This is a genomic window from Thermoplasma acidophilum DSM 1728, assembly GCF_000195915.1.
Taxonomy (GTDB): Archaea; Thermoplasmatota; Thermoplasmata; order Thermoplasmatales; family Thermoplasmataceae; genus Thermoplasma; species Thermoplasma acidophilum.
On sequence record NC_002578.1, the window covers coordinates 1,223,648 to 1,242,435 of the forward strand.

An 18,788-nucleotide genomic window follows, 5' to 3' on the forward strand; every position below is an offset into this window, starting at 1 on the left:
AAGGAATAGAACATTTCAGCTTTAACACTGACAACTAATATCTATCAATGAAAATATCTCCATTTAAATACATATTTTCGTATTTAAATTCAAATCTGCTATATTGGACTTTATCAGATAAAGTCAAGGTTTAATATTTGTTTTCTAATAAATATCAATTAATATGATAAATTTAAATATTAAAGATAAAAACATTTTTCCAGAAGTTGCGATTATCATGTATGGATCTAAAAAGTTTGTTCTATCCAGAATCGGTGGCCGTAATCGGTGCTTCTGCAGATAAGACGAAGATAGGATATCAGATCGTGAGGAATCTAAAGGAGGGAGGATATCAGGGGAAGGTGTATCCGGTCAACCGGAAAGGCGGGAATATCCTGGGTTATACTGTGTATCCAAGTATCGGAGACGTACCGGATAAAGTTGATCTGGCAATAATATCAGTACCGGCTGAGCACACACCTGAGGCAGCTGAAGAATGCGGAAAAAAGGGAGTATTCGGGATAATAGTTGTCGCATCAGGCTTCTCAGAGGTTGGAAGGAAAGATCTGGAGGATCAGCTGGTTGAGGTATGCAGGAAGTATAACATGCGCTTGCTGGGTCCAAATGTGGTTGGCCTGATGAACAATGTTTTGAAACTGAATGCATCATTTGCTCCATATCTTCCATATCCAGGAACAATAGGTATGGTTTCCCAGAGCGGCGCGCTTATAGTCGGCCTTGATGCGATGACGTGGAGCAACAAAACCGGCACGAGTTTCCTCATAAGTATTGGAAACATGGCGGATCTGGACTTTTCAGACCTAGTATCGTTTTTGGCAGAGGACAACAACGTTTCCTGCATATCGCTTTACACAGAAGGCCTCAAGGCTGGACGTAGATTCATCGATACTGCAAGATCCATAAAGAAGCCAATTGTAATGCTGAAGTCGGGCATATCGAAGCACGGTTCTGTAGCGGCGGCGTCACACACCGGATCGCTTGCAGGTTCGCACAGAGTATACGATGGCGCGCTGAAGCAGGCCGGTGTCGTACGCGCAAACTCCATTGAAGAATTGTTCGATCTATCCCTCACGCTTTCTCTTCAGCCGCCCATGGGAGGGGACAACCTGATGGTGGTTACAAATGGCGGCGGTATAGGCGTTCTGGCCACGGACCAGGCCGAACTCTCAGGCATACCTCTGCAGACGCCATCTGACGACCTCCAGGCAAAGATACGGCAGGTCATACCATCGTTCGGCAGCACGAAGAACCCCATAGATATGAGCGCAATGGCCACACCCGAAATCTACGCAGATACCATAAAAACTGTAATGGAAGATGATAGTGTTGACGGCCTTGTCGTTCTCTACTGCGAGGTTGCCAATCTTGATCCATCTGATGCCGCGAAGGGCATCATTAATGGAGTGCTGTCTTCCAACAGGAAGATACCGGTGGTGGCTGGTTTTGTCGGTGGAGAACATTCCAAGAACGCGTCGCTGTACCTGATAAAGAACGGCATACCGACCTTCGACTCACCTGACAAGGCTGTAAAGGCCATGGCTGCACTGCGCAACCACAAGAGGATGAACGACCTCATATGCCTTGGCCCGGCAAGACCCAAGGACCTGAAGCGTGACGGTGTCGGTGACAAGCTAAAGAAATACGCACAGGCCGGCGTTAAAAGCCTGAACGAACTCGAATCCAAGGAGATCTTCGAAGCCTATGGGATAAAGGTCAATAAGACAGAACTCGCAAAAAGCAGAGATGAATTGAAATCGCTTCTGAAGGATTTCAAGTATCCAGTGGTTTTGAAGATTCAGAGCCCTGACATAGTGCACAAGACGGATGTTGGTGGAGTTATAGTTAACGTCAAGGATCAGGACGAAGCGCTGAAGGCATACGATACGATAATATCAAACGTAAAGGCCAATGCACCGCAGGCCAGGATCGATGGTGTGGTTGTGGAGGAGATGTTCAGGGGTGATCTTGAGACCATAATAGGTACGGTAAATGATCCAACATTCGGTCCGACTGTTATGTTCGGACTGGGTGGCACGGCCGTTGAAGTACTTGAAGATGTGTCATTCAGGGTTGCGCCTGTGTGCGAAAAGGAAGCCTACGACATGATCAGGGATACCGTGGCCGGGAAGATGATGCAGAAGTTCAGGGGCAGGGGCCCGCTCAATGTAGATGCAGTGGTGGATCAGATAATCAGGTTCTCATGGCTTGCATACGATCACCCTGAGATAAAGGGCATAGATGCCAACCCGATGATAGTGAGTGAGGACGGCGCAATAGTTGTGGATGCCAGGATTATGCTCTGAAGGCAAAAACGATCAGCAAATTCTGCTGATCGCTTTCACTTGCATTCAGCGGATTTTTTCATCCTCTATCCTGTGGACAAGTTCCCCTATGCCGCTGACACTTATGGATACAGTATCACCATCTGAAAGGTATTTCGCTTCGGTGAATGCAGCAACTCCTGCCGGCGTACCTGTTGTTATGAGATCGCCAGGTTCCAGCGTTATTGTCTGAGACACAGTGGATATCAACTGTTCCACGCTGAATACCATATCTTCGGTTGTTCCTGACTGGCGAAGTTCACCGTTGACCCTGGTCTCGATCTTCAATGGAAACCTGATCTCATCCCTTGTGACTATGTAGGGACCCACCGGGAGGGCTTCATCGAACGCCTTTCCCTGCACCCAGTTGTAACCATAGGGGTGCATCTCCGGAAACTGATAATCACGTGCGCTGACATCGTCGACTATGGTGAACCCAAATATGTAATTCTGGGCTTCTTCAACACCGATCCTCTTACCTCTCTTACCGATGACTATCCCTATTTCCCCTTCATAGTCCAGTTTTTCTATCTCTCTTGGTCTGTGAGCTGTGCCATTATGGCCCACAAGCGCGTTTGAAAACTTCGTGAAGAAATATGGCTTTGGCGGAAACTTCGTATCCGATTCCTGCGAATGCGATCGGAAATTTACCGCGGGCAGGAATATCTTGCCCGGATTCACAGCCGGCAGATAGTTCAATTCTCCTTCATAGCGTCTGGAAGATACGCTATCGTGCTGAGACGCTATGAATTCGTTTATGCTGAAATCGCCCTCTATCAACCTGACCTCATTTCCTGAAACAGTGAACAGGCGTTCCCTGCCATCCACCATGCATCTACCTATCTTCATACATCTGCATGCACACTCTGGATAATTTCTTATCGATTCTGGAATGGAAAAATAATAGTAGAATTCTGAAATGGGTGATTGATGGCTTCGAATATAAGGATCATCTTCTATGGTACGGGTGGCAGCTGGCCCACTCCGCTCCGTGCTATGCCAGGTGTGGGCGTCAAGATAGACGATGTTCTGAATCTGTTTGACTGCGGGGAGGGCACCCAGAAGCAGATAATGAAGAGTTCGACATCATTCATGGATATAGACAACATATTCATAACGCACTTCCACGGGGATCATTTCCTCGGTCTGCTGGGCCTGGTTCAGAGCATGTCCTTCAACAACAGGACAAAGCAGCTGAACATTTTTGGCCCCCATGGGGCAATAAAAATACTCTCGAATGCGCTCAACGTTGGTTATTATACACTTCACTTTCCGCTAAAGATTTACGAGCTGGAACCGGACAGGACGTACGATCTTGGAAAATTTCTGATCAGGACCATGCTAAACGACCACCCTGTACCGGCACTCTCCTACAGCATAGAGGAGAGGGATCTGGTGAGGATAGATCCGGAAAAGGCAAGAGAGAAAAACATACCATCGCGCATAATCGAAAAGATCCGTGAAAATGGATCGTATGTCTATAAGGGTAACGAATACAGAATTGATGATATAGCTGGAGGGGTGCGAAAGGGCAGGAGAATAGTTTACACTGGTGATACAAGGCCGATGGATCGCATGATAGAGTTTGCAAGAAATGCCGACGTCCTGATACACGATACAACCACCGATTCCAGCTTTGAACCAATGGTCAATGAATTCGGGCATTCCTCTTCGAGGCAGGCTGCAAGGATAGCCAGGCAGGCCAGAGTCGGAAGACTGTATCTTTATCATTACAGCCCCCGCATTACAGATACTTCCGTTCTTCTGGAGGATGCGAGGAAAGAGTTCCAGGAAACATATGAAAGCAAGGACCTGATGGAATACGAAGTAAAGGTAAGAAGAGACGTTGATTGATATTCCCCGTATCGTTAATGTTTAGTAAGCTGTTAACACTTCTACCATATGAAAACTATATTAATAAGATTTAAATATTTTAGTATAATACTAAATTATGATTATAAACCTGTGGAACCCAACCTATGAGGGAATTTACGCTGCAATACTCATTTCATACCTTCTCGGCCTTGTCCATGGCATAACGCCGGATGAACATACATGGCCAATTACATTCTCCTATGCAGTTGGTAGTTATTCAACGAAGGGCGGTGCAAAGGCTGGTCTTCTGTTTTCATCCGGGTTCACGCTGGAAAGGGCGGTCATGTCAGAGATCGCGACTCTGGCCCTTGCCGGTTTCATGCTCTACCCGTACTTTAACAGCATAGTTTACATAGTGGTCGGTCTGGTCATGGCTCTCTCTGGGTTCTACATAGCGAACAAGCTCAGATATCCACACATACATGTGCTAGAGGAATCGCTATATCGCGTCTTCAGGATACACAGGGGCCATGAGGATAAGGAGAAGCTGGAGCTGGAACACATGGAGAACCCGATAATGACAAAGGTGGATGGCGAGTACAGGCCGATACCGCTGAGACTTGCCTTCGTTCACGGTCTGATAGCCGGTTTTGGATTCGGTGCCTTTGCACTGATCATCTACTTTGTCATAGCACCGAATATGCCGGTATACCTGGGCTTTGTACCCGGGCTCATGTTCGGGCTAGGAACGATGACCATGCAGGTTCTCGCAGGCACCGCATTCGGCCTGTGGCTCACAAACAAGAAGAATCTGACAGTTAAGGGCATCGCCTACGTTGCCAGAGGAATCAGCCACTTCGTGCTCTCATACGGCGGCATCGCCTTTGTGATAGCTGGAATAGCGACGCTTGTATTTCCAGCACTCTGGGATTACCAGATAATAACTGGAATCAAGATACACAACCTGCATGCCATCGGCCTGCCCTTCTTCCTGGTAGTCATATCGGTGGTCGTACTTGGATATATAGGATACCGGATAAACTTAAAAAAAGCCATACAGCTTGATTATGTAGTAAAGAGAGATCAAGGGGAAAACGCCACGAAAATGGGTTCCTGAAAATTCGGGAACCTTTAACTACTTTCCGGCAATTTCCATTTATGTACAAGGGTATCGTAACGCCCATGATAACACCCATGGGCCAAAATGGAGAAATAGATTACAGGGCCACTGAAATTTTGATAGATAATCTCGCAGACTTTGGCGTTGATGGATTGTTCCCAATGGGATCTACCGGACTGTTTCCAATGTTCAGTACCGATGAAAAGAAAAAATTCCTGGGTTTTGTCAGGGATCATTCGAAGAAGATCGAGGTATACGCCGGTGTTGGATCCTCTTCAACGCAGGAATCTGTCGAACTTTCGAAGTATACAGAGGATATAGGAATAAAGGTAAGGGTTCTCATGCCCACATACTACATCAAGCCGGATGAAGACTGGATGTACAGGCATTTTTCAACGGTAATATCCGCGGCGTCGAATGATCTCTTCATTTACAATATACCGCAGCTGTCTGGATCCTGGATAAGCGAAAGCCTGATTGAGAAACTGACCAGGGAGTTCTCCAACGTCAAGGGCATAAAGGATAGCTCCGGCGATATGCGATTCTTCAGCAGAATAATAAGGCACAAGAACGAAAAATTCGATATATTTCAGGGGCAGGACGATCTACTGTTTCTCTCACTATCAATAGGAGCAAGCGGCGGTGTCTGCGGCCTCTCCAACATATCACCATACATAACGAACCTGTATCATGAGTTCAGCGCCGGAAACCTGGAAAAGGCAAGAAAAATACAGATCGATGAGGTCAATCCCCTGATGTACGCGATCAACGAGGCAACCTTCCCTGCAGGATATTATTATGCCTTCTACAAGATGAACGGCATAAAAGGCGGATACAGGGCACCAATGGTTGAGCCTACCACCGATCAGAAGAAAAAGATCGATCAGGAACTCACCAAAATCCCGAAGAAGCAATAAAGATTTTACGTATTTCTTATTAATTTTACTATTTTCGTAATGAAACTTATGCCTGTACTTTGCAGTGAAAGATTTATATCCCCTGATAGTTTGTTCTTTCGATGGAATTCCAGAAGTTCAGGACGATGCACTTCCCCAGGGATGTGTACATAGGGCATGATGTGCTTGAACACATCGTAGACGTTGTGGGGGAAAACAGCAGAAACAAAAATGCGATTATCGTATCCGGAGATTTAACTTACGAACTTGCTGGAAGGAAGGTGCACGACCTGTTATCAACGTATGGTTATGAAGTGCACGTCTTTTTAGCCGGTAATGCCAATTACGACACACTTGAAAGAATAGAATACGAATCGCTTGACATTCAGGCGGGGATAGTAATAGGCGTTGGAGGTGGAGCGAAGATAGATCTCGCAAAGAAACTCGCTTTCGACAGGAAGCTTCCGTTCGTGAGCGTACCTACTGCACCCAGCCACGATGGCATAGCCTCTCCAAGGGCATCCCTCAGAAGGAACGGTATCTCATATTCTGAAGAGGGCGCAATGCCCATAGGCGTCATAGCCGATACTGCCATTATGATAAAGGCTCCTTACAGGTACCTTGCTGCCGGTGCAGCTGATGTCATATCGAATCTCAGCGCCGTTAAGGACTGGAAACTGGCACACAGGCTAAAGGGTGAGGAGTTCAGCTCCAGCGCTGCAGCGATGTCCGAATACTCGGCGCAGGAGGTCCTGTCACAGATAAATGAGATCAAAAAATATGAAGAATCATCCGTGTGGCTGGTCACAAAGAACATACTGGCATCCGGAACGGCCATGGCCATTGCAGGAAACTCCAGGCCAGGTAGCGGCAGCGAGCATCTCTTCGCCCACGCCCTCGAGGCAGCTGGAGTGGAGAACATGCTGCATGGAGAGATGTGCGCAATGGGAACTGTGATCTCAATGTACCTTCACGACGAGAACTGGCAGCAGATAAAGGAGGCGTTTGACAACCTTGGCATATCGATAAGATCAAGAGATTACGGAATAGAGGACGAGATCGTAATTAATGCACTGAGAACCGCCCACGCCATAAGACCGGAAAGATATACTATCCTCGGAGAGAGCGATATGTCCTATGATGCGGCCGTAAAAGCCCTGGAACTTACTGGAATAATATGAGGTGATAACTCTGCCAAAGATCAGCCTTATAGGTAGCAACATTGCCAAGGAAGGCCTTGAATTTGTTTTCGCCGGTCCTCTTGCCGCCTGCTCTGACTGCAGGGTGAAGAATGTGTGCTTCAATCTAGAACAGGGGCATCGATACAGGGTGACCAAGGTCAGGGAGCAGGTTAACCCGTGCATAATATTCAACGGCGATAAGGTCAATACGGTTGAGGTTGAGGAGCTTGAGGACTACGTAAACGTCCAAGAGAGCAAGCGTATTCAGGAAGGCGCAATAATAACCCTGAAATCCATGAACTGCGACTACATCACATGTCCCAACATTGAAAAATGCAACCTTTACTACTTCAAGCCGGATTCAAAGGTTATGGTTAAATCAATAGGGAAGGAGATCAAGTGCCCGAAGGGATACAAGATGAAGCAGGTGGCAATAACGTATAAATGAATGACGGAAATTTTATGTTTTTCTTTTGAAATGATCGCTTTAATTTCACCCGATGCGTCTGATATTATGTCCGGTTCATGATAGTAAAGCTATTATAGGGGTTTTTAATGTAGTTTTTACCAGATTTCTATGAAGTATACAAAATTTGAGAAGGCTAGGATTATTGGAGCACGGGCACTTCAGATCGCCATGGGTGCCCCAGTCATAATTGATGTCCCTAAAAATATCATAGATCCCGTCGACATAGCAATGCTGGAATTTGAGAACAACGTCATACCCATAACCATCAAAAAAGCTTCAAAAATTTTAAATTAAACTTTTAGGTTTTCCACATCGAATTCGCCCGCGCTTTTAAGGACTTCCGGCTTCTTTCTGGAATAGTACAGCGTCACTATGAATCCCCCGACCACAACCCAAAGTATGGTTATGATGAATGAGGCAAAATACGCGTCGTTAACGGGATCCGGATCTGTTATCCATTTTGTCCATATATTCGATACCGTGAAGTATATAACTATCAGGCCGATGACCGTGGCTACAGCCGGCGCAAGTGCGTGTTTCAAAAATTGGAATTTCTCAATACGCCTGGTGTAGTATGTCAGTGATGTATTTGCCATTATATGCACTATGATTATGGATATACCGGTGCCGGCTTCCAGTATGAATGCCGCTATCTTTGGGCCAAAGTACAGCCCCATGAGAACATCCAGTACAAATGAGGTTAGGCTCCATACTATTATCGCCATGTATGGAGATCTGTACTTCGGATGTATCCTGGCTATGGACTTCGGGAATATCACGTTATCACTGGCCGCGGAATACCACCATCTTCCCACAGCCGTGGCCTTGGACACACCGTTGGTAAGGTAGCTGTTCACGGTGAATATTATCAGAAGAATAACACCGATGGGGCCAAGATACTTTCCAAATACAATTATGCCAGCATCAGGAGCGCTTGCAAAGGAGCCTATATTGCTTACGCCCCAACCAACGGTAAGGGCATACGTGGCCGGGATTATGGCTATTGCAGTCAGTATCATGGCGTAGAGTATGGACCTTCCGATATTCCTCTTCGGGTCCTTTATCTCCTCGGATACGGTTGTGACAATGCCAGTACCCGTGAAATCCAGTATGGAAAACACTGCTCCGAACATTATGGCGGAAAAGCCAACCCCAAGATTGCTTGGAAGCGTGAATGGGACTATGGAATTATGCGGGCCAACCCCGAGTATTATTATCACCGCGCCTATGACGAGGAACAGCACCTCGGCAAGGCCAGCTACGGCATTGTAGCCAAGCGACGGCTTTATGCCTATGTACGTCACTATGGTTATGTAGGCCGTAAAAGCCCCTGCAAAGAGTATCCATATGTACGGAATTGCGGTTATTCTCGGGGATATCAGGAATATGAAGGACGACAGGCCGAGTATTCCAAATGCTGCACCGGTTATATCATAATACATGAAACTCAATGCTGTCACTGGCCCTAGTTTACCGCTCTCGGTTGATCCGGCGGCAAATGCATAATAGCTGCCGGCATTGGACTTGTACTTTGAGAACTGGTACGGCGTTACCATGAATATGGCGTAAACGAGCCACCCAAAGATCACAGAAAGTATTGTTCTGGAACCTGCGATCGAGAACGTGGCCACGAGCAGTATGGCAATATCAGCTGCAGGAGCTACCTGCCCCATCGACTGGAAGATCCCATGCATTATTCCAATGGAATTTCTTTTCAACCCACTTCTTCTACGTACCATCTCTTAACCTCTCATAAACGGATGGACGAAAAAATATGATTAATCGCCATCCCACTTCTATATTGTATACATGTTATATAAAGATAACTGAAATATTACTAGATACTGGATTTTTCTATTAAAATACAAAATAAGCTATTAATTATTTAATTTAGATACCAGGGATTCAAGGTCGATCTTCTCGAATGGAATCGCCCCCCTGTGAACCGAAAATGCGTGCATCTCATAGAGATGCCGGTACGATTGCCCGATCGCAAACGGTATGCCGAGCATGTTCCATATCTTTTCCGCGGAGGATGGTATATAGGGATAGACCATCACTGTCAGAACCTCTGTTATCTTTAATGATAGATACAGATCATGGTTCAGCTTTTGCCTGTCGTTCTTGATCGTCTTCCACGGTTCGGATCTGTTGAAGAAGCCATTTGCATATATTGCCAGATCGAGCCATCTTAATAATCCGCGTTTCACGTGTACTCCTGACAGATCCTCGGACCACAGCTCAAATGATCTCTGTGCATACTTGAATTCCTCATCCCCACTTACATCAACAGGATCGGGGTTTATGCTGTACCTGTCCATGAACGATAATATGCGATAGACTAAGTTTCCATATTTATCTATCAGATCGGAGTTGACCGTATTTACCAGTTCCTCAAGGGAAAAATCCGAATCGCCTGTCTCTGGAAGTATGGATGCGACGTAATATCTAAGGTAGTCCGCTGGAACAGCCTTTAGCAGGTCATCGACGCTGTAACCTATCCCTCTGCTCTTGGAGAATTGCTGGCCTTTGAACGTCAGGTATTCGTTAGCAGGAATGTCGTATGGCAGGTTGAAACCACCATAGCCCATCAGCATTGCCGGCCATATTATGGCGTGGAACGGTATGTTATCCTTGCCTATGAAGTAGTAATTCCTGACCTCGGGATCCATATAGTATTCTTTCCAAAGGTCAGGATTGCCCGTTCTCTTTGAGTACTCTTTTGCCCCAGTTATATAGCCGATGAGCGCTTCGAACCACACATATATTCTCTTTGAATCGTATCCGTCCAGAGGTATCTTGACACCCCAGTCGATATCCCTGGTGATTGGACGCTTCTTCAGTCCGCCAGATATGAAGTTCTGCGTGTACGCAAGGACGTTTGGCTTCCAGAAATTCTTTGATGATATCCAGCTCTTAAGCCTGTCTTCCAGGAGATCCAGCCTCAGGAAGAAGTGTTCTGTTTCCCTGAATTCCGGCGTCTCACCGCTCAGTATGCATTTTGGATCTATCAGGTCCTGCGGATCCAGCGTTCTGCCGCAGTTATCGCACTGATCTCCCCTTGCCTTTGGATAATGGCAGTAGGGGCATGTACCCTCTATGTATCGATCGGGCATGAATCTCCCAATCTTCCTGCAGAATGGGGCTATCATCGTCCCCTTCTCTATGTAACCCTCATTCAGCAATTTGATGAAGAAATCCTGAGCGTTCTCTGAGTGCTCCGGCCATGTTGTCCTCATGAAAATATCGAAGCTTATGCCGAGATTCTCAAAGGTCCTGAGGTGTTCCTCGTAGTAGATATCAGCGATCTCTTTTGGGGATCTCCCCTCCTTTTCAGCCCTGACTGTGATGGGCGTTCCGTATTCATCGCTTCCGGACACATACAGAACCTGATTGCCCATTAGCCTATTGTATCTCACGAAAACATCAGCGCCGAGGTAAGCACCCGCTATGTGGCCTATGTGAAGGGGCCCATTGGCGTATGGAAGCGCACAGTTAACAAGTATCTTGATCTGAACCACCTCACACTTAATTTATTTCTAATATTATTGATTTTCTAATTTCTGCCGTAAATAATGTGTGGTGGATCAGAAATATCAGTGATCCCGGATCACGTTTCTGATCCTTTCTCTTACGAAATCCTTGCCAAGATTGAATAGGAAGTAGCCAAGCCTTGGGCCTCTGTCCTTGCCGATGAATACCCTGTAAAAGAGGGTGAAAACAGACTCTGGATTCGTCTTGAATTTCTGTGATATTTCGTAAATTCTGTCGTGTATTGATTCTGAATTCCATGGCATATCTTCGATACCATTAAGGAAATCGCTCAGAATAGCAAGATCGCTGTCGCTCAATTCAATCTTCTGATCCACCGGCAGTATCCTGAATTTAACCGATTCAGGTGCATATCTCTCAAGCCACCTTCTGGCATATTCGATTTCCTTTCTGAAATCCGCCTCGATGAAATCAGAGGGTTGCCCCTTCTTTACCGCCCTCAGTATCTCATCCTCAGTCCTGTATATCTGCACGAGGGTTACCAGATGCCTGAAGTCGACTGGATACGGCTTCCTGTCCTTATTGACCAGCGAGTATTCCACCATTGCGGCCTGGTCTTCATCAAGACTGGCCCTGTTCTCGAAGTATGCGTCCTGAAGTTTTTCCAGCTCGTCAGAGAGTGCGAGTATGCCCATGCCTGGATCGAAATCTATGTGCCGGCCGGGATTGACGCGCGCGATCATGTATCTGAGAAGATCTGGGGGTATGACCTCCATTATCTCGGAAGCTGCAATGGCCAGCCCCGTGGAGGAATGCATGGCACCCTTTCCCTTGAGAATTATGCGCTCATACATAAGTGGAACTGGCGGCTCAATACCGAAAACTTCCCTGGCAATTCTCCTTCCGGTATCGTATGATCCTCCCGGCGCACCGTGGTCCTTGCCGAAAGGTTCAACCGTGACCTTGAGCGCAAACCATTTAGCAGGCCATTCTACCCTCCACGGCATCTTTCCCTCAGCTTTTCTTATATCGGCAAATCCATGATGCCCGCACTTGCAGGCATACTCGGCATATGGATAGCTGTATGATATCACATGGGTCGTGCTTATCCTGCCACATTTTTCGCACAGCGGCTCATACGGATAGAAATCCCCCTCAATCTTCCTGCCAGATACCGTCTCCAGAATGTCCTTTATCTTTTCCCTGTTGTTTATTGCAATATCGCACGCCTGAGCCAGCATACCGCTCTCATAGAGATCGGACGTTTTTATCACACGCGCAGGAATGTTTGCCTCCTTCATGACGCGTACGAATGGTTCAAGATAGTAATCTGAATATTTACCAGCCCCCTGTGGAGCGGGAATGTTCTTGAGTGGCTGCCCAACATATCTTTCGTAATCCTTGCTGAGAAAAGGATAGACCTTGCGGAGAGGATCCATATCATCACAGAGATATATGAAATCTGATTCAAGACCCCTCTTTGTTATGGCTTTAAACAGGATGTCACCGGTGAGTATCTCACGCATATTTCCAACGTGAATAGGCCCGGATGGCGATATACCGGTCGATACACGCTGGGGTCCGGATAGATCCTTGACCAAAGCATCTGCCCAGAACAAACTTATCACTGGCAGTGAATGGGGATGTCATAAATAATATTTTCATGCGCTTTTAGGCGCACTATACGGAAAGCTTACAGTTGTATCGGAATAAATAAAAATGAAATTTTTTAATGCTTCGCGCAACGCCTTAAGACGTCAGGACCCGCCAATTACCTGCGTCCTTATGAGTGATCTGACTGGCACGCCGTTGAGGTCGTTCACGCTCATCTTTGATGCCAGAAGGACACAGAGCACCGGTTTTCCGCCCTCCTTTGTTACATCGGTTATTGTGCGTCTCATGGTCTCACCTGTACTGGCGACATCGTCTATTATAACGACCCTCTTGCCCTCAACAGATGCAAAGTTGGAGCTGAAAACTCCCTCCTTTCTGGCCGGATGAGGCCTGTAAACTATCAGTTCCTTATCCATCAGATAAGATACCAGCGTAGCATATGGTATCCCGTTGATTGCAATCCCGAGAATCGAATCCACTTCAAATGAGTTCTTATTCATTTCTTCCCTTATTATATCACTCATGATCTCAGCTATGCTTATGATCCTGGAACCAAATACGCCAACGCTCCTCCATCCGATCTTAACATCCTGAACTGCACCCTCCTTAAGAAATTCCTTGCTGAGAAGCCATGTGACAGTGTTTACCGAAAGGTGAAGTTCAGTTGAGATCTCCTTATCGCTCATGCCCTTGTTTTTCAGCTCAAGGGCCCTCTTATAGAGTTCCTCGATACTCTTCATATCTATACCTCATACCATTGCAGTATTCTAATATAGTTATTTAATTCTATTCTACCTATGAACTTTTCTTCATCTGGTAAAATCCATGCTAATGTTCTTCGTCTCTATGCCATAGATTGCCCAGAATACTGTGGCAATGAAACCGACTCCCCAGAGTATCAGGTTGAAAATTATGTACTGATTAAGTGTAAATGATGATGTGGTGTATATGGAGGCGATGTATGCCAGAATGGGAAAGATACGCACCAGCCCTATTGAGTAGGATCTGTGGCCTGTCCCGAAAAGTTCCGGTTCAAGTGTCGTCCTGGAAGCCCACGCAAACTCAGAAAACATCATGTTCAGGAAGAGCAGAGGCAGAAACACCGCAGGATCCGATATATACCTTATCAACGCAAGTATCAGGATCATGGTTACCGTTCCGCCGAGATATGAAAGCATAGAATAGCGCTTTCTTCCCATATTGATAAGGAACATCGCTATGAATCCGGCAACAGATGCCCCTGCCATCGCATAGACAATTATTTCGCTTGTAAAATTGGGCTGGTTGGAGAAAAAGTATGGGCCTATTATGTAGGCCATCAAGCCGAAGGTTAGATACTGAGAAATCCCTATTATTCCCAGGAAAATCAGAGTGAGCGCATAGTTTGGCTCTCTCACCGATATACCGTCATCGTTGATTCCCATCTCCCGTCTAATCTCGTCAGCAGCCCTGTCCCTGCCCTTTTCCTTGAGCCACCTGAACGATTCCGGAACCCTGGCCCTTGTGTATACTGCAAGAAACACGGTTGCAATCCCTAGCAACAGGAAGTAAAGTTTCTGAGTGTGAATGCTGGATGAGTAAAAGTAAAGAAACAGGAAGGCTATGACGAAGCTTCCAATGTTGTTCATATTTGGAATCAGGACAAGATATCTTCCACGCTTCCTCACAGGCAGATCCTCTGCGATCAGCGATAGTGCTGTTACTTCTTCACCGCCAACGCCAATTTCGGCCAAAGCTATGCCTATTATAAGCGGAATCACCGAGTAGGCGAAATAGATTATGAATATCCCAAGGAGATACAGGACTATTGTTGAAACATACACCGCCTTCCTGCCAAACAGATCAGAAAGCCTGCCCAACGACAGATCTCCGATAAGCAGAAAGACCGATGGAGCTGCCAGGAAGATCGCCTCATATGATCTTGGTAGCGCTGATATGAATGGCCACTGGGTGGCAAGCGGGGCAACGCTTGCTATTATCCCCCATATGAACATCCCCGCGGATGCTGATATCAAAAGGTTCCTTGCGCTATACCTTCGTGTAAAATCTGGTTTTCCACCATTTATTTTGTTCTCATTCATCATACGATTCCCTCCGCCGGTATTACCCGGATCAGGTTCCAGGGGTCGATCCATCCGGATCCTCTCAGCCCCCTTATGGAGCTCCCCCTCGCCTAGTTCGCATCTAGCTGCATCTGTCTTTCCAGGAATCACTCCATTTCAGCAGATGCATAGATTAATCGGCATTTATGCATCATAAAACGCTTTATCTACTTTTCGCATCAGAAATCAAGATCGGAACTGCATTGAGATTGAAAATGCTTTAGATACAAAAATATATGTAATAAAGCATAATATGAGTTATGAAGTTGAGTGATCGAGATGAACGAAAAGAGCTGTAATTCAAAGGCGATCCAGGTATGGCGCCTTTACGTAGATCTGTGGAAACTCTGGTATAAGAAGACCGAAAGAAACCTGAACACGATAAATCTTTCAGTTACAGAGTTTACCATAATGCGACAGCTCTCTGATAATGGGCCCATGTCCATGGCGGCCATTGCAAGCGCCATAAACGTCACCCCGGGGTGGGTCACTGGCGTTATAGATAAAATGGAGGATAAGGGGCTAGTGATGAGGAAGCGAGAAGAAACCGACAGGAGGATAATAAAGATATCGCTGACAGAACACGGGAAGGTGACATATGAAGAAGCAAAAGAGAAGCATTTTGCCTTTATAGAGAAGTCCCTCTCCGGTCTGTCAGAGTCGGATCTTGACATGGCCAATGACGTTCTCACGAAGATGATAGATAGCATAAATTCTGTCTGATATGATTTGAGAGCCTTTCGCCATAACCGATTTGTTAATTGTTCCATCCGGTTTTTAAGGTATCGAATCAGATGTTCTCACCCCTGATTCTGAGGCCAGAATGCATCTGATAGCATTATTAATGCATATGATGACGATGGCAACCCGTTGAGATCATGCACGAAAGGTTTAATTTAGTGCAATTATTACCCTTCTATTCACGCTAAGTGTGCATGAGGGATTAGATGGCTGGCGAAAAAGCACAGAAAAAAGGAAAAGAAAAGTGGAAGGAGAAGACATGGTATACTGTTGAGTCTCCGCCATATCTCGGATCAAAGGAGGTAACTGTTGCCCTGGGCGAAGACCCTGAGTCAATGGTAAACAGAATTGTAGAGGTTCCCATATCTGATCTGACGGGGAACTTTAAGAAATCAAATGAAAAGGCACTGTTCAGGATCACGGGTTGTGAGGGGACAAAGTGCAAAACCATATTCATAGGACATTACATAGGCGATGACTATATTAGAAGGCTTGTAAGGCGCAGGAAAGAAAGGATAGATATCATAGAAGATGTCAAAACGTCAGACGGTAGCATAATAACCGTAAAGATCGTAGTAGTTAGTGATGGAAAGCTGACAAATACTAAAAAGTCTGAGATCAGGAAAGCCCTGACTTCATTTATAGTTTCCAAGGGATCTCAGCTAAGCTATGCTGATTTTGTCAGATACCTTATCGGCGATGATTCCTACAACGACATGGTTGAAGCAACGAAGAACATATACCCGCTGAGGAAGATAGAGATAAGAAAATCAGAGCTTGTCTCGCTATCTGGGATGCAGGAACCTCAGAAAAATGAGCCTGCCCCGGGTGGGGAGGCAATAGCCCAGAACTGATATTGATGCCGGGGTGGCTCAGCTGGAGGAGCGCCGGACTCATAAGTTAAACTGAGAAATCCGGAGGTCTCGGGTTCGATCCCCGATCCCGGCATACTTTTAAAGGCCTGATCTTTCATAGGAAAGTTAGTGGTTTGCGGGAAGCCGTAAAGCTCCGAACTTTAGCTGATAGATATGCCAGCTTCCTCCAATATAAAAATGCATGATCATTATCTATTTGCCTATAACAATTCTTACAGCGGCTAGGGTAAGGATATACCCATATGAGGTGTTTAAGGAGAACCTGGAAAGGCACTTTGCCGTCTGCAGATTCGTCCACAATCATTTTCTGTAAGAACGTGATGAATATCAGACAAACCACAGGGATTAAGAAGAATCACTGCTGAACTATATCGATACCGCGAAAATTCTTATGGAATTGAAAAAAGAACCTGCATGGCTGTACGAGGTCGATCCTCAGTCACTGCAGGCGTCTTTACACTTTCCCGATAATGCATCCAAGAACTTCTTCCTCAAAAATGCAAATCACCCTAATAGAAGAGACACCACATCATGAAGGAAAAATCCTGTAAAAGCATTGATTCCACTTACTGGGTACTTTACAAGAAACATCCTAAGGCGCGTATAACGATCGATGCAATACGCTCTTTAATAATGGTAAATTATTTGCAGGCCCTCGGACCAATCACATCAATAGAGAACAAGATTGACAGACATCATGTCATGGAGTCGCGAAATCAATGTTGACCGACTCAATGATATTCACGCAGCTAAGAGAATGGCATAGGTTGATGCTCATTTTATAAGACGATATGATGAAGTGGAAGATGTCGATTTTGAATAAATAAAAATGCACTTGAGACATATGAGTGGCAGGATGATAGGGGATCAGAAGACGGTTTTAAAATTCGAAACTATGCTGAATAATGTCATTTCAGGAGATTCTATCGAAATTATGAAGCAGATACCTGACAATAGTGTTGACCTGATCTTTGCAGATCCGCCATATAATCTGCAATTGGAAAACGAACTGTACAGGCCAAACGAAACAAAGGTCAATGGAGTAAGCGAAGACTGGGATAAATTCAGGTCATTCCAGGATTATGATGATTTCACCCTTAACTGGTTAAGTCAATGCAAGAGGATTCTGAAAGAGTCAGGAACAATATGGGTTATAGGCACATACCATAACATTTTCAGAGTTGGTAAGATAATGCAGGATCTAGGATTTTGGATATTGAACGATATTGTGTGGATTAAAACCAACCCTATGCCGAATTTTAAAGGAACACGCTTTAACAATGCCCATGAGACGTTGATTTGGGCTTCGAAAGATAAGGAATCGAAATATACGTTTAACTACAAAACAATGAAGGCATACAACGATGATCTGCAGATGAGGAGCGATTGGTACATACCTATTTGTCAAGGAGATGAGAGAATAAAGATTAATGGGCAAAAACTTCATCCCACTCAAAAACCGGAGGCATTACTATATAGAATAATTACCGCAACATCTAAACCTGGTGATATAGTGTTGGATCCCTTTGCTGGAACAGGAACTACTTTAGTAGTGGCAAAGAAGTTGGGCAGATCCTTCATTGGCATTGAGAAAGAACCGCTTTATGTCGATGCATGCAGGGAGAGGTTGAAAAATACCGCATCGTATCAACAAAAACTACTGGATTATCCCTTGGAAATCAGGCCTAAAAGAGTACCTTTTGGCAGTCTGATAGAGAATGGCTATGTCAAAGCCGGAGAATATTTATATTCTCCAGATGGAGAAGCCAGGGCATTGGTTTTAGCCAACGGAACCTTATCATATGAAGATAAATATGGGTCCATACATAAGATAAGTGCTATGATATTAAATAAACCCGCAAACAACGGCTGGGCATTTTGGTATGTCAAAAGGGATGGTAAGCTTGTAAGCATAAATGATTTAAGGCAAAAATTGTTGAAGGATCAATATGCCAACCATCATGGAATACAGTAAATTCGAGGAGATTTTCAATAGAGAAATATCTAAACAGTAGAAACCTAAATGCCAGAGACTATGGCAAACTGCAGAAGAAATCTGATGATGAGGATCTGAATATCGATCAATGTTCTAGAGATTTCAAGACAATATATTTCACGGTCGCACTATTCATCATCCCAATTGTTTGACAATTGATATTACA

The 18,788-nt window shown here is 45.3% G+C and carries 17 protein-coding genes, 1 tRNA gene and 1 riboswitch; of the genes, 12 read left to right on the forward strand and 6 right to left on the reverse strand.

The annotated features are described in order from the left end of the window. Positions 1 to 221 precede the first annotated feature (221 nt). Positions 222 to 2,303 (forward strand): acetate--CoA ligase alpha subunit, encoded by a 2,082-nt coding sequence (gene acs, locus TA_RS05960; RefSeq protein ID WP_048161983.1) that lies wholly within the window; start codon positions 222 to 224, stop codon positions 2,301 to 2,303. 45 nt (positions 2,304 to 2,348) lie between these two features. On the opposite strand, the gene TA_RS05965 is transcribed toward acs, so the two are convergent. Beyond that, on the reverse strand, positions 2,349 to 3,170 hold the full coding sequence (locus TA_RS05965) for a fumarylacetoacetate hydrolase family protein (protein ID WP_010901561.1): 822 nt from the start codon (positions 3,168 to 3,170) through the stop codon (positions 2,349 to 2,351). An 81-nt stretch (positions 3,171 to 3,251) separates the two neighbouring features. On the opposite strand from TA_RS05965, the gene rnz reads away from it, so the two are divergent. The 6 genes from rnz to TA_RS05995 all read left to right on the forward strand — a co-directional run bounded on the left by rnz (position 3,252) and on the right by TA_RS05995 (position 8,096). After that, the gene (gene rnz, locus TA_RS05970; protein ID WP_048161986.1) at positions 3,252 to 4,175 is read left to right on the forward strand and encodes a ribonuclease Z; all 924 of its coding nucleotides are present in this window, start codon (positions 3,252 to 3,254) and stop codon (positions 4,173 to 4,175) included. Positions 4,176 to 4,272: 97 nt separating this feature from the next. Next, positions 4,273 to 5,253: a hypothetical protein gene (locus tag TA_RS05975; RefSeq protein WP_010901563.1), complete on the forward strand. Its 981-nt coding sequence runs from the start codon at positions 4,273 to 4,275 to the stop codon at positions 5,251 to 5,253. 41 nt (positions 5,254 to 5,294) lie between these two features. After that, entirely contained in the window at positions 5,295 to 6,173 is an 879-nt protein-coding gene (locus TA_RS05980; protein WP_010901564.1) for a dihydrodipicolinate synthase family protein, read from the forward strand. A gap of 101 nt (positions 6,174 to 6,274) precedes the next feature. Next, positions 6,275 to 7,333: an NAD(P)-dependent glycerol-1-phosphate dehydrogenase gene (locus TA_RS05985; protein ID WP_010901565.1), complete on the forward strand. Its 1,059-nt coding sequence runs from the start codon at positions 6,275 to 6,277 to the stop codon at positions 7,331 to 7,333. Between the two features lies 1 nt (position 7,334). Next, positions 7,335 to 7,781, forward strand: a complete 447-nt coding sequence (locus TA_RS05990) for a UPF0179 family protein (protein WP_010901566.1) — start codon at positions 7,335 to 7,337, stop codon at positions 7,779 to 7,781. A 129-nt stretch (positions 7,782 to 7,910) separates the two neighbouring features. Continuing rightward, positions 7,911 to 8,096 (forward strand): DNA-directed RNA polymerase subunit K, encoded by a 186-nt coding sequence (locus TA_RS05995; RefSeq protein WP_010901567.1) that lies wholly within the window; start codon positions 7,911 to 7,913, stop codon positions 8,094 to 8,096. Here TA_RS05995 and TA_RS06000 read toward each other — a convergent pair. From TA_RS06000 to TA_RS06020, 5 genes are all read right to left on the reverse strand, one after another. Beyond that, positions 8,093 to 9,541 (reverse strand): amino acid permease, encoded by a 1,449-nt coding sequence (locus TA_RS06000; protein ID WP_010901568.1) that lies wholly within the window; start codon positions 9,539 to 9,541, stop codon positions 8,093 to 8,095. The genes TA_RS05995 and TA_RS06000 overlap by 4 nt on opposite strands. A 138-nt stretch (positions 9,542 to 9,679) precedes the next feature. Then, positions 9,680 to 11,323 (reverse strand): methionine--tRNA ligase, encoded by a 1,644-nt coding sequence (gene metG / locus TA_RS06005; protein WP_010901569.1) that lies wholly within the window; start codon positions 11,321 to 11,323, stop codon positions 9,680 to 9,682. 75 nt (positions 11,324 to 11,398) lie between these two features. Further along, positions 11,399 to 12,922 carry a lysine--tRNA ligase gene (lysS, locus tag TA_RS06010; RefSeq protein WP_010901570.1) on the reverse strand — a complete coding sequence of 508 codons (1,524 nt, stop codon included), beginning with the start codon at positions 12,920 to 12,922 and terminating at the stop codon, positions 11,399 to 11,401. A 129-nt stretch (positions 12,923 to 13,051) separates the two neighbouring features. Next, positions 13,052 to 13,648, reverse strand: a complete 597-nt coding sequence (locus TA_RS06015; protein WP_010901571.1) for an orotate phosphoribosyltransferase-like protein — start codon at positions 13,646 to 13,648, stop codon at positions 13,052 to 13,054. A gap of 69 nt (positions 13,649 to 13,717) precedes the next feature. Then, a complete protein-coding gene (locus TA_RS06020) occupies positions 13,718 to 14,992 on the reverse strand; it encodes an MFS transporter (protein WP_010901572.1) in 1,275 nt (424 codons plus the stop codon). Continuing rightward, positions 14,980 to 15,087: riboswitch (TPP riboswitch) on the reverse strand. (Overlaps the previous gene by 13 nt.) 202 nt (positions 15,088 to 15,289) lie before the next feature. On the opposite strand from TA_RS06020, the gene TA_RS06025 reads away from it, so the two are divergent. From TA_RS06025 to TA_RS06040, 5 genes are all read left to right on the forward strand, one after another. Beyond that, positions 15,290 to 15,733, forward strand: coding sequence for a MarR family winged helix-turn-helix transcriptional regulator (locus tag TA_RS06025; protein WP_241761821.1), 444 nt, complete (start codon positions 15,290 to 15,292; stop codon positions 15,731 to 15,733). 224 nt (positions 15,734 to 15,957) lie between these two features. Next, positions 15,958 to 16,605 carry a 30S ribosomal protein S3ae gene (locus TA_RS06030; RefSeq protein WP_010901574.1) on the forward strand — a complete coding sequence of 216 codons (648 nt, stop codon included), beginning with the start codon at positions 15,958 to 15,960 and terminating at the stop codon, positions 16,603 to 16,605. A gap of 7 nt (positions 16,606 to 16,612) precedes the next feature. Continuing rightward, a tRNA-Met gene (locus TA_RS06035) sits at positions 16,613 to 16,699 on the forward strand. Positions 16,700 to 16,807: 108 nt separating this feature from the next. Further along, positions 16,808 to 16,939: a helix-turn-helix domain-containing protein gene (locus TA_RS08445; RefSeq protein ID WP_083808326.1), complete on the forward strand. Its 132-nt coding sequence runs from the start codon at positions 16,808 to 16,810 to the stop codon at positions 16,937 to 16,939. A 543-nt stretch (positions 16,940 to 17,482) separates the two neighbouring features. Next, positions 17,483 to 18,601 carry a site-specific DNA-methyltransferase gene (locus TA_RS06040; RefSeq protein ID WP_241761822.1) on the forward strand — a complete coding sequence of 373 codons (1,119 nt, stop codon included), beginning with the start codon at positions 17,483 to 17,485 and terminating at the stop codon, positions 18,599 to 18,601. The last annotated feature ends 187 nt before the right edge of the window (positions 18,602 to 18,788 follow it).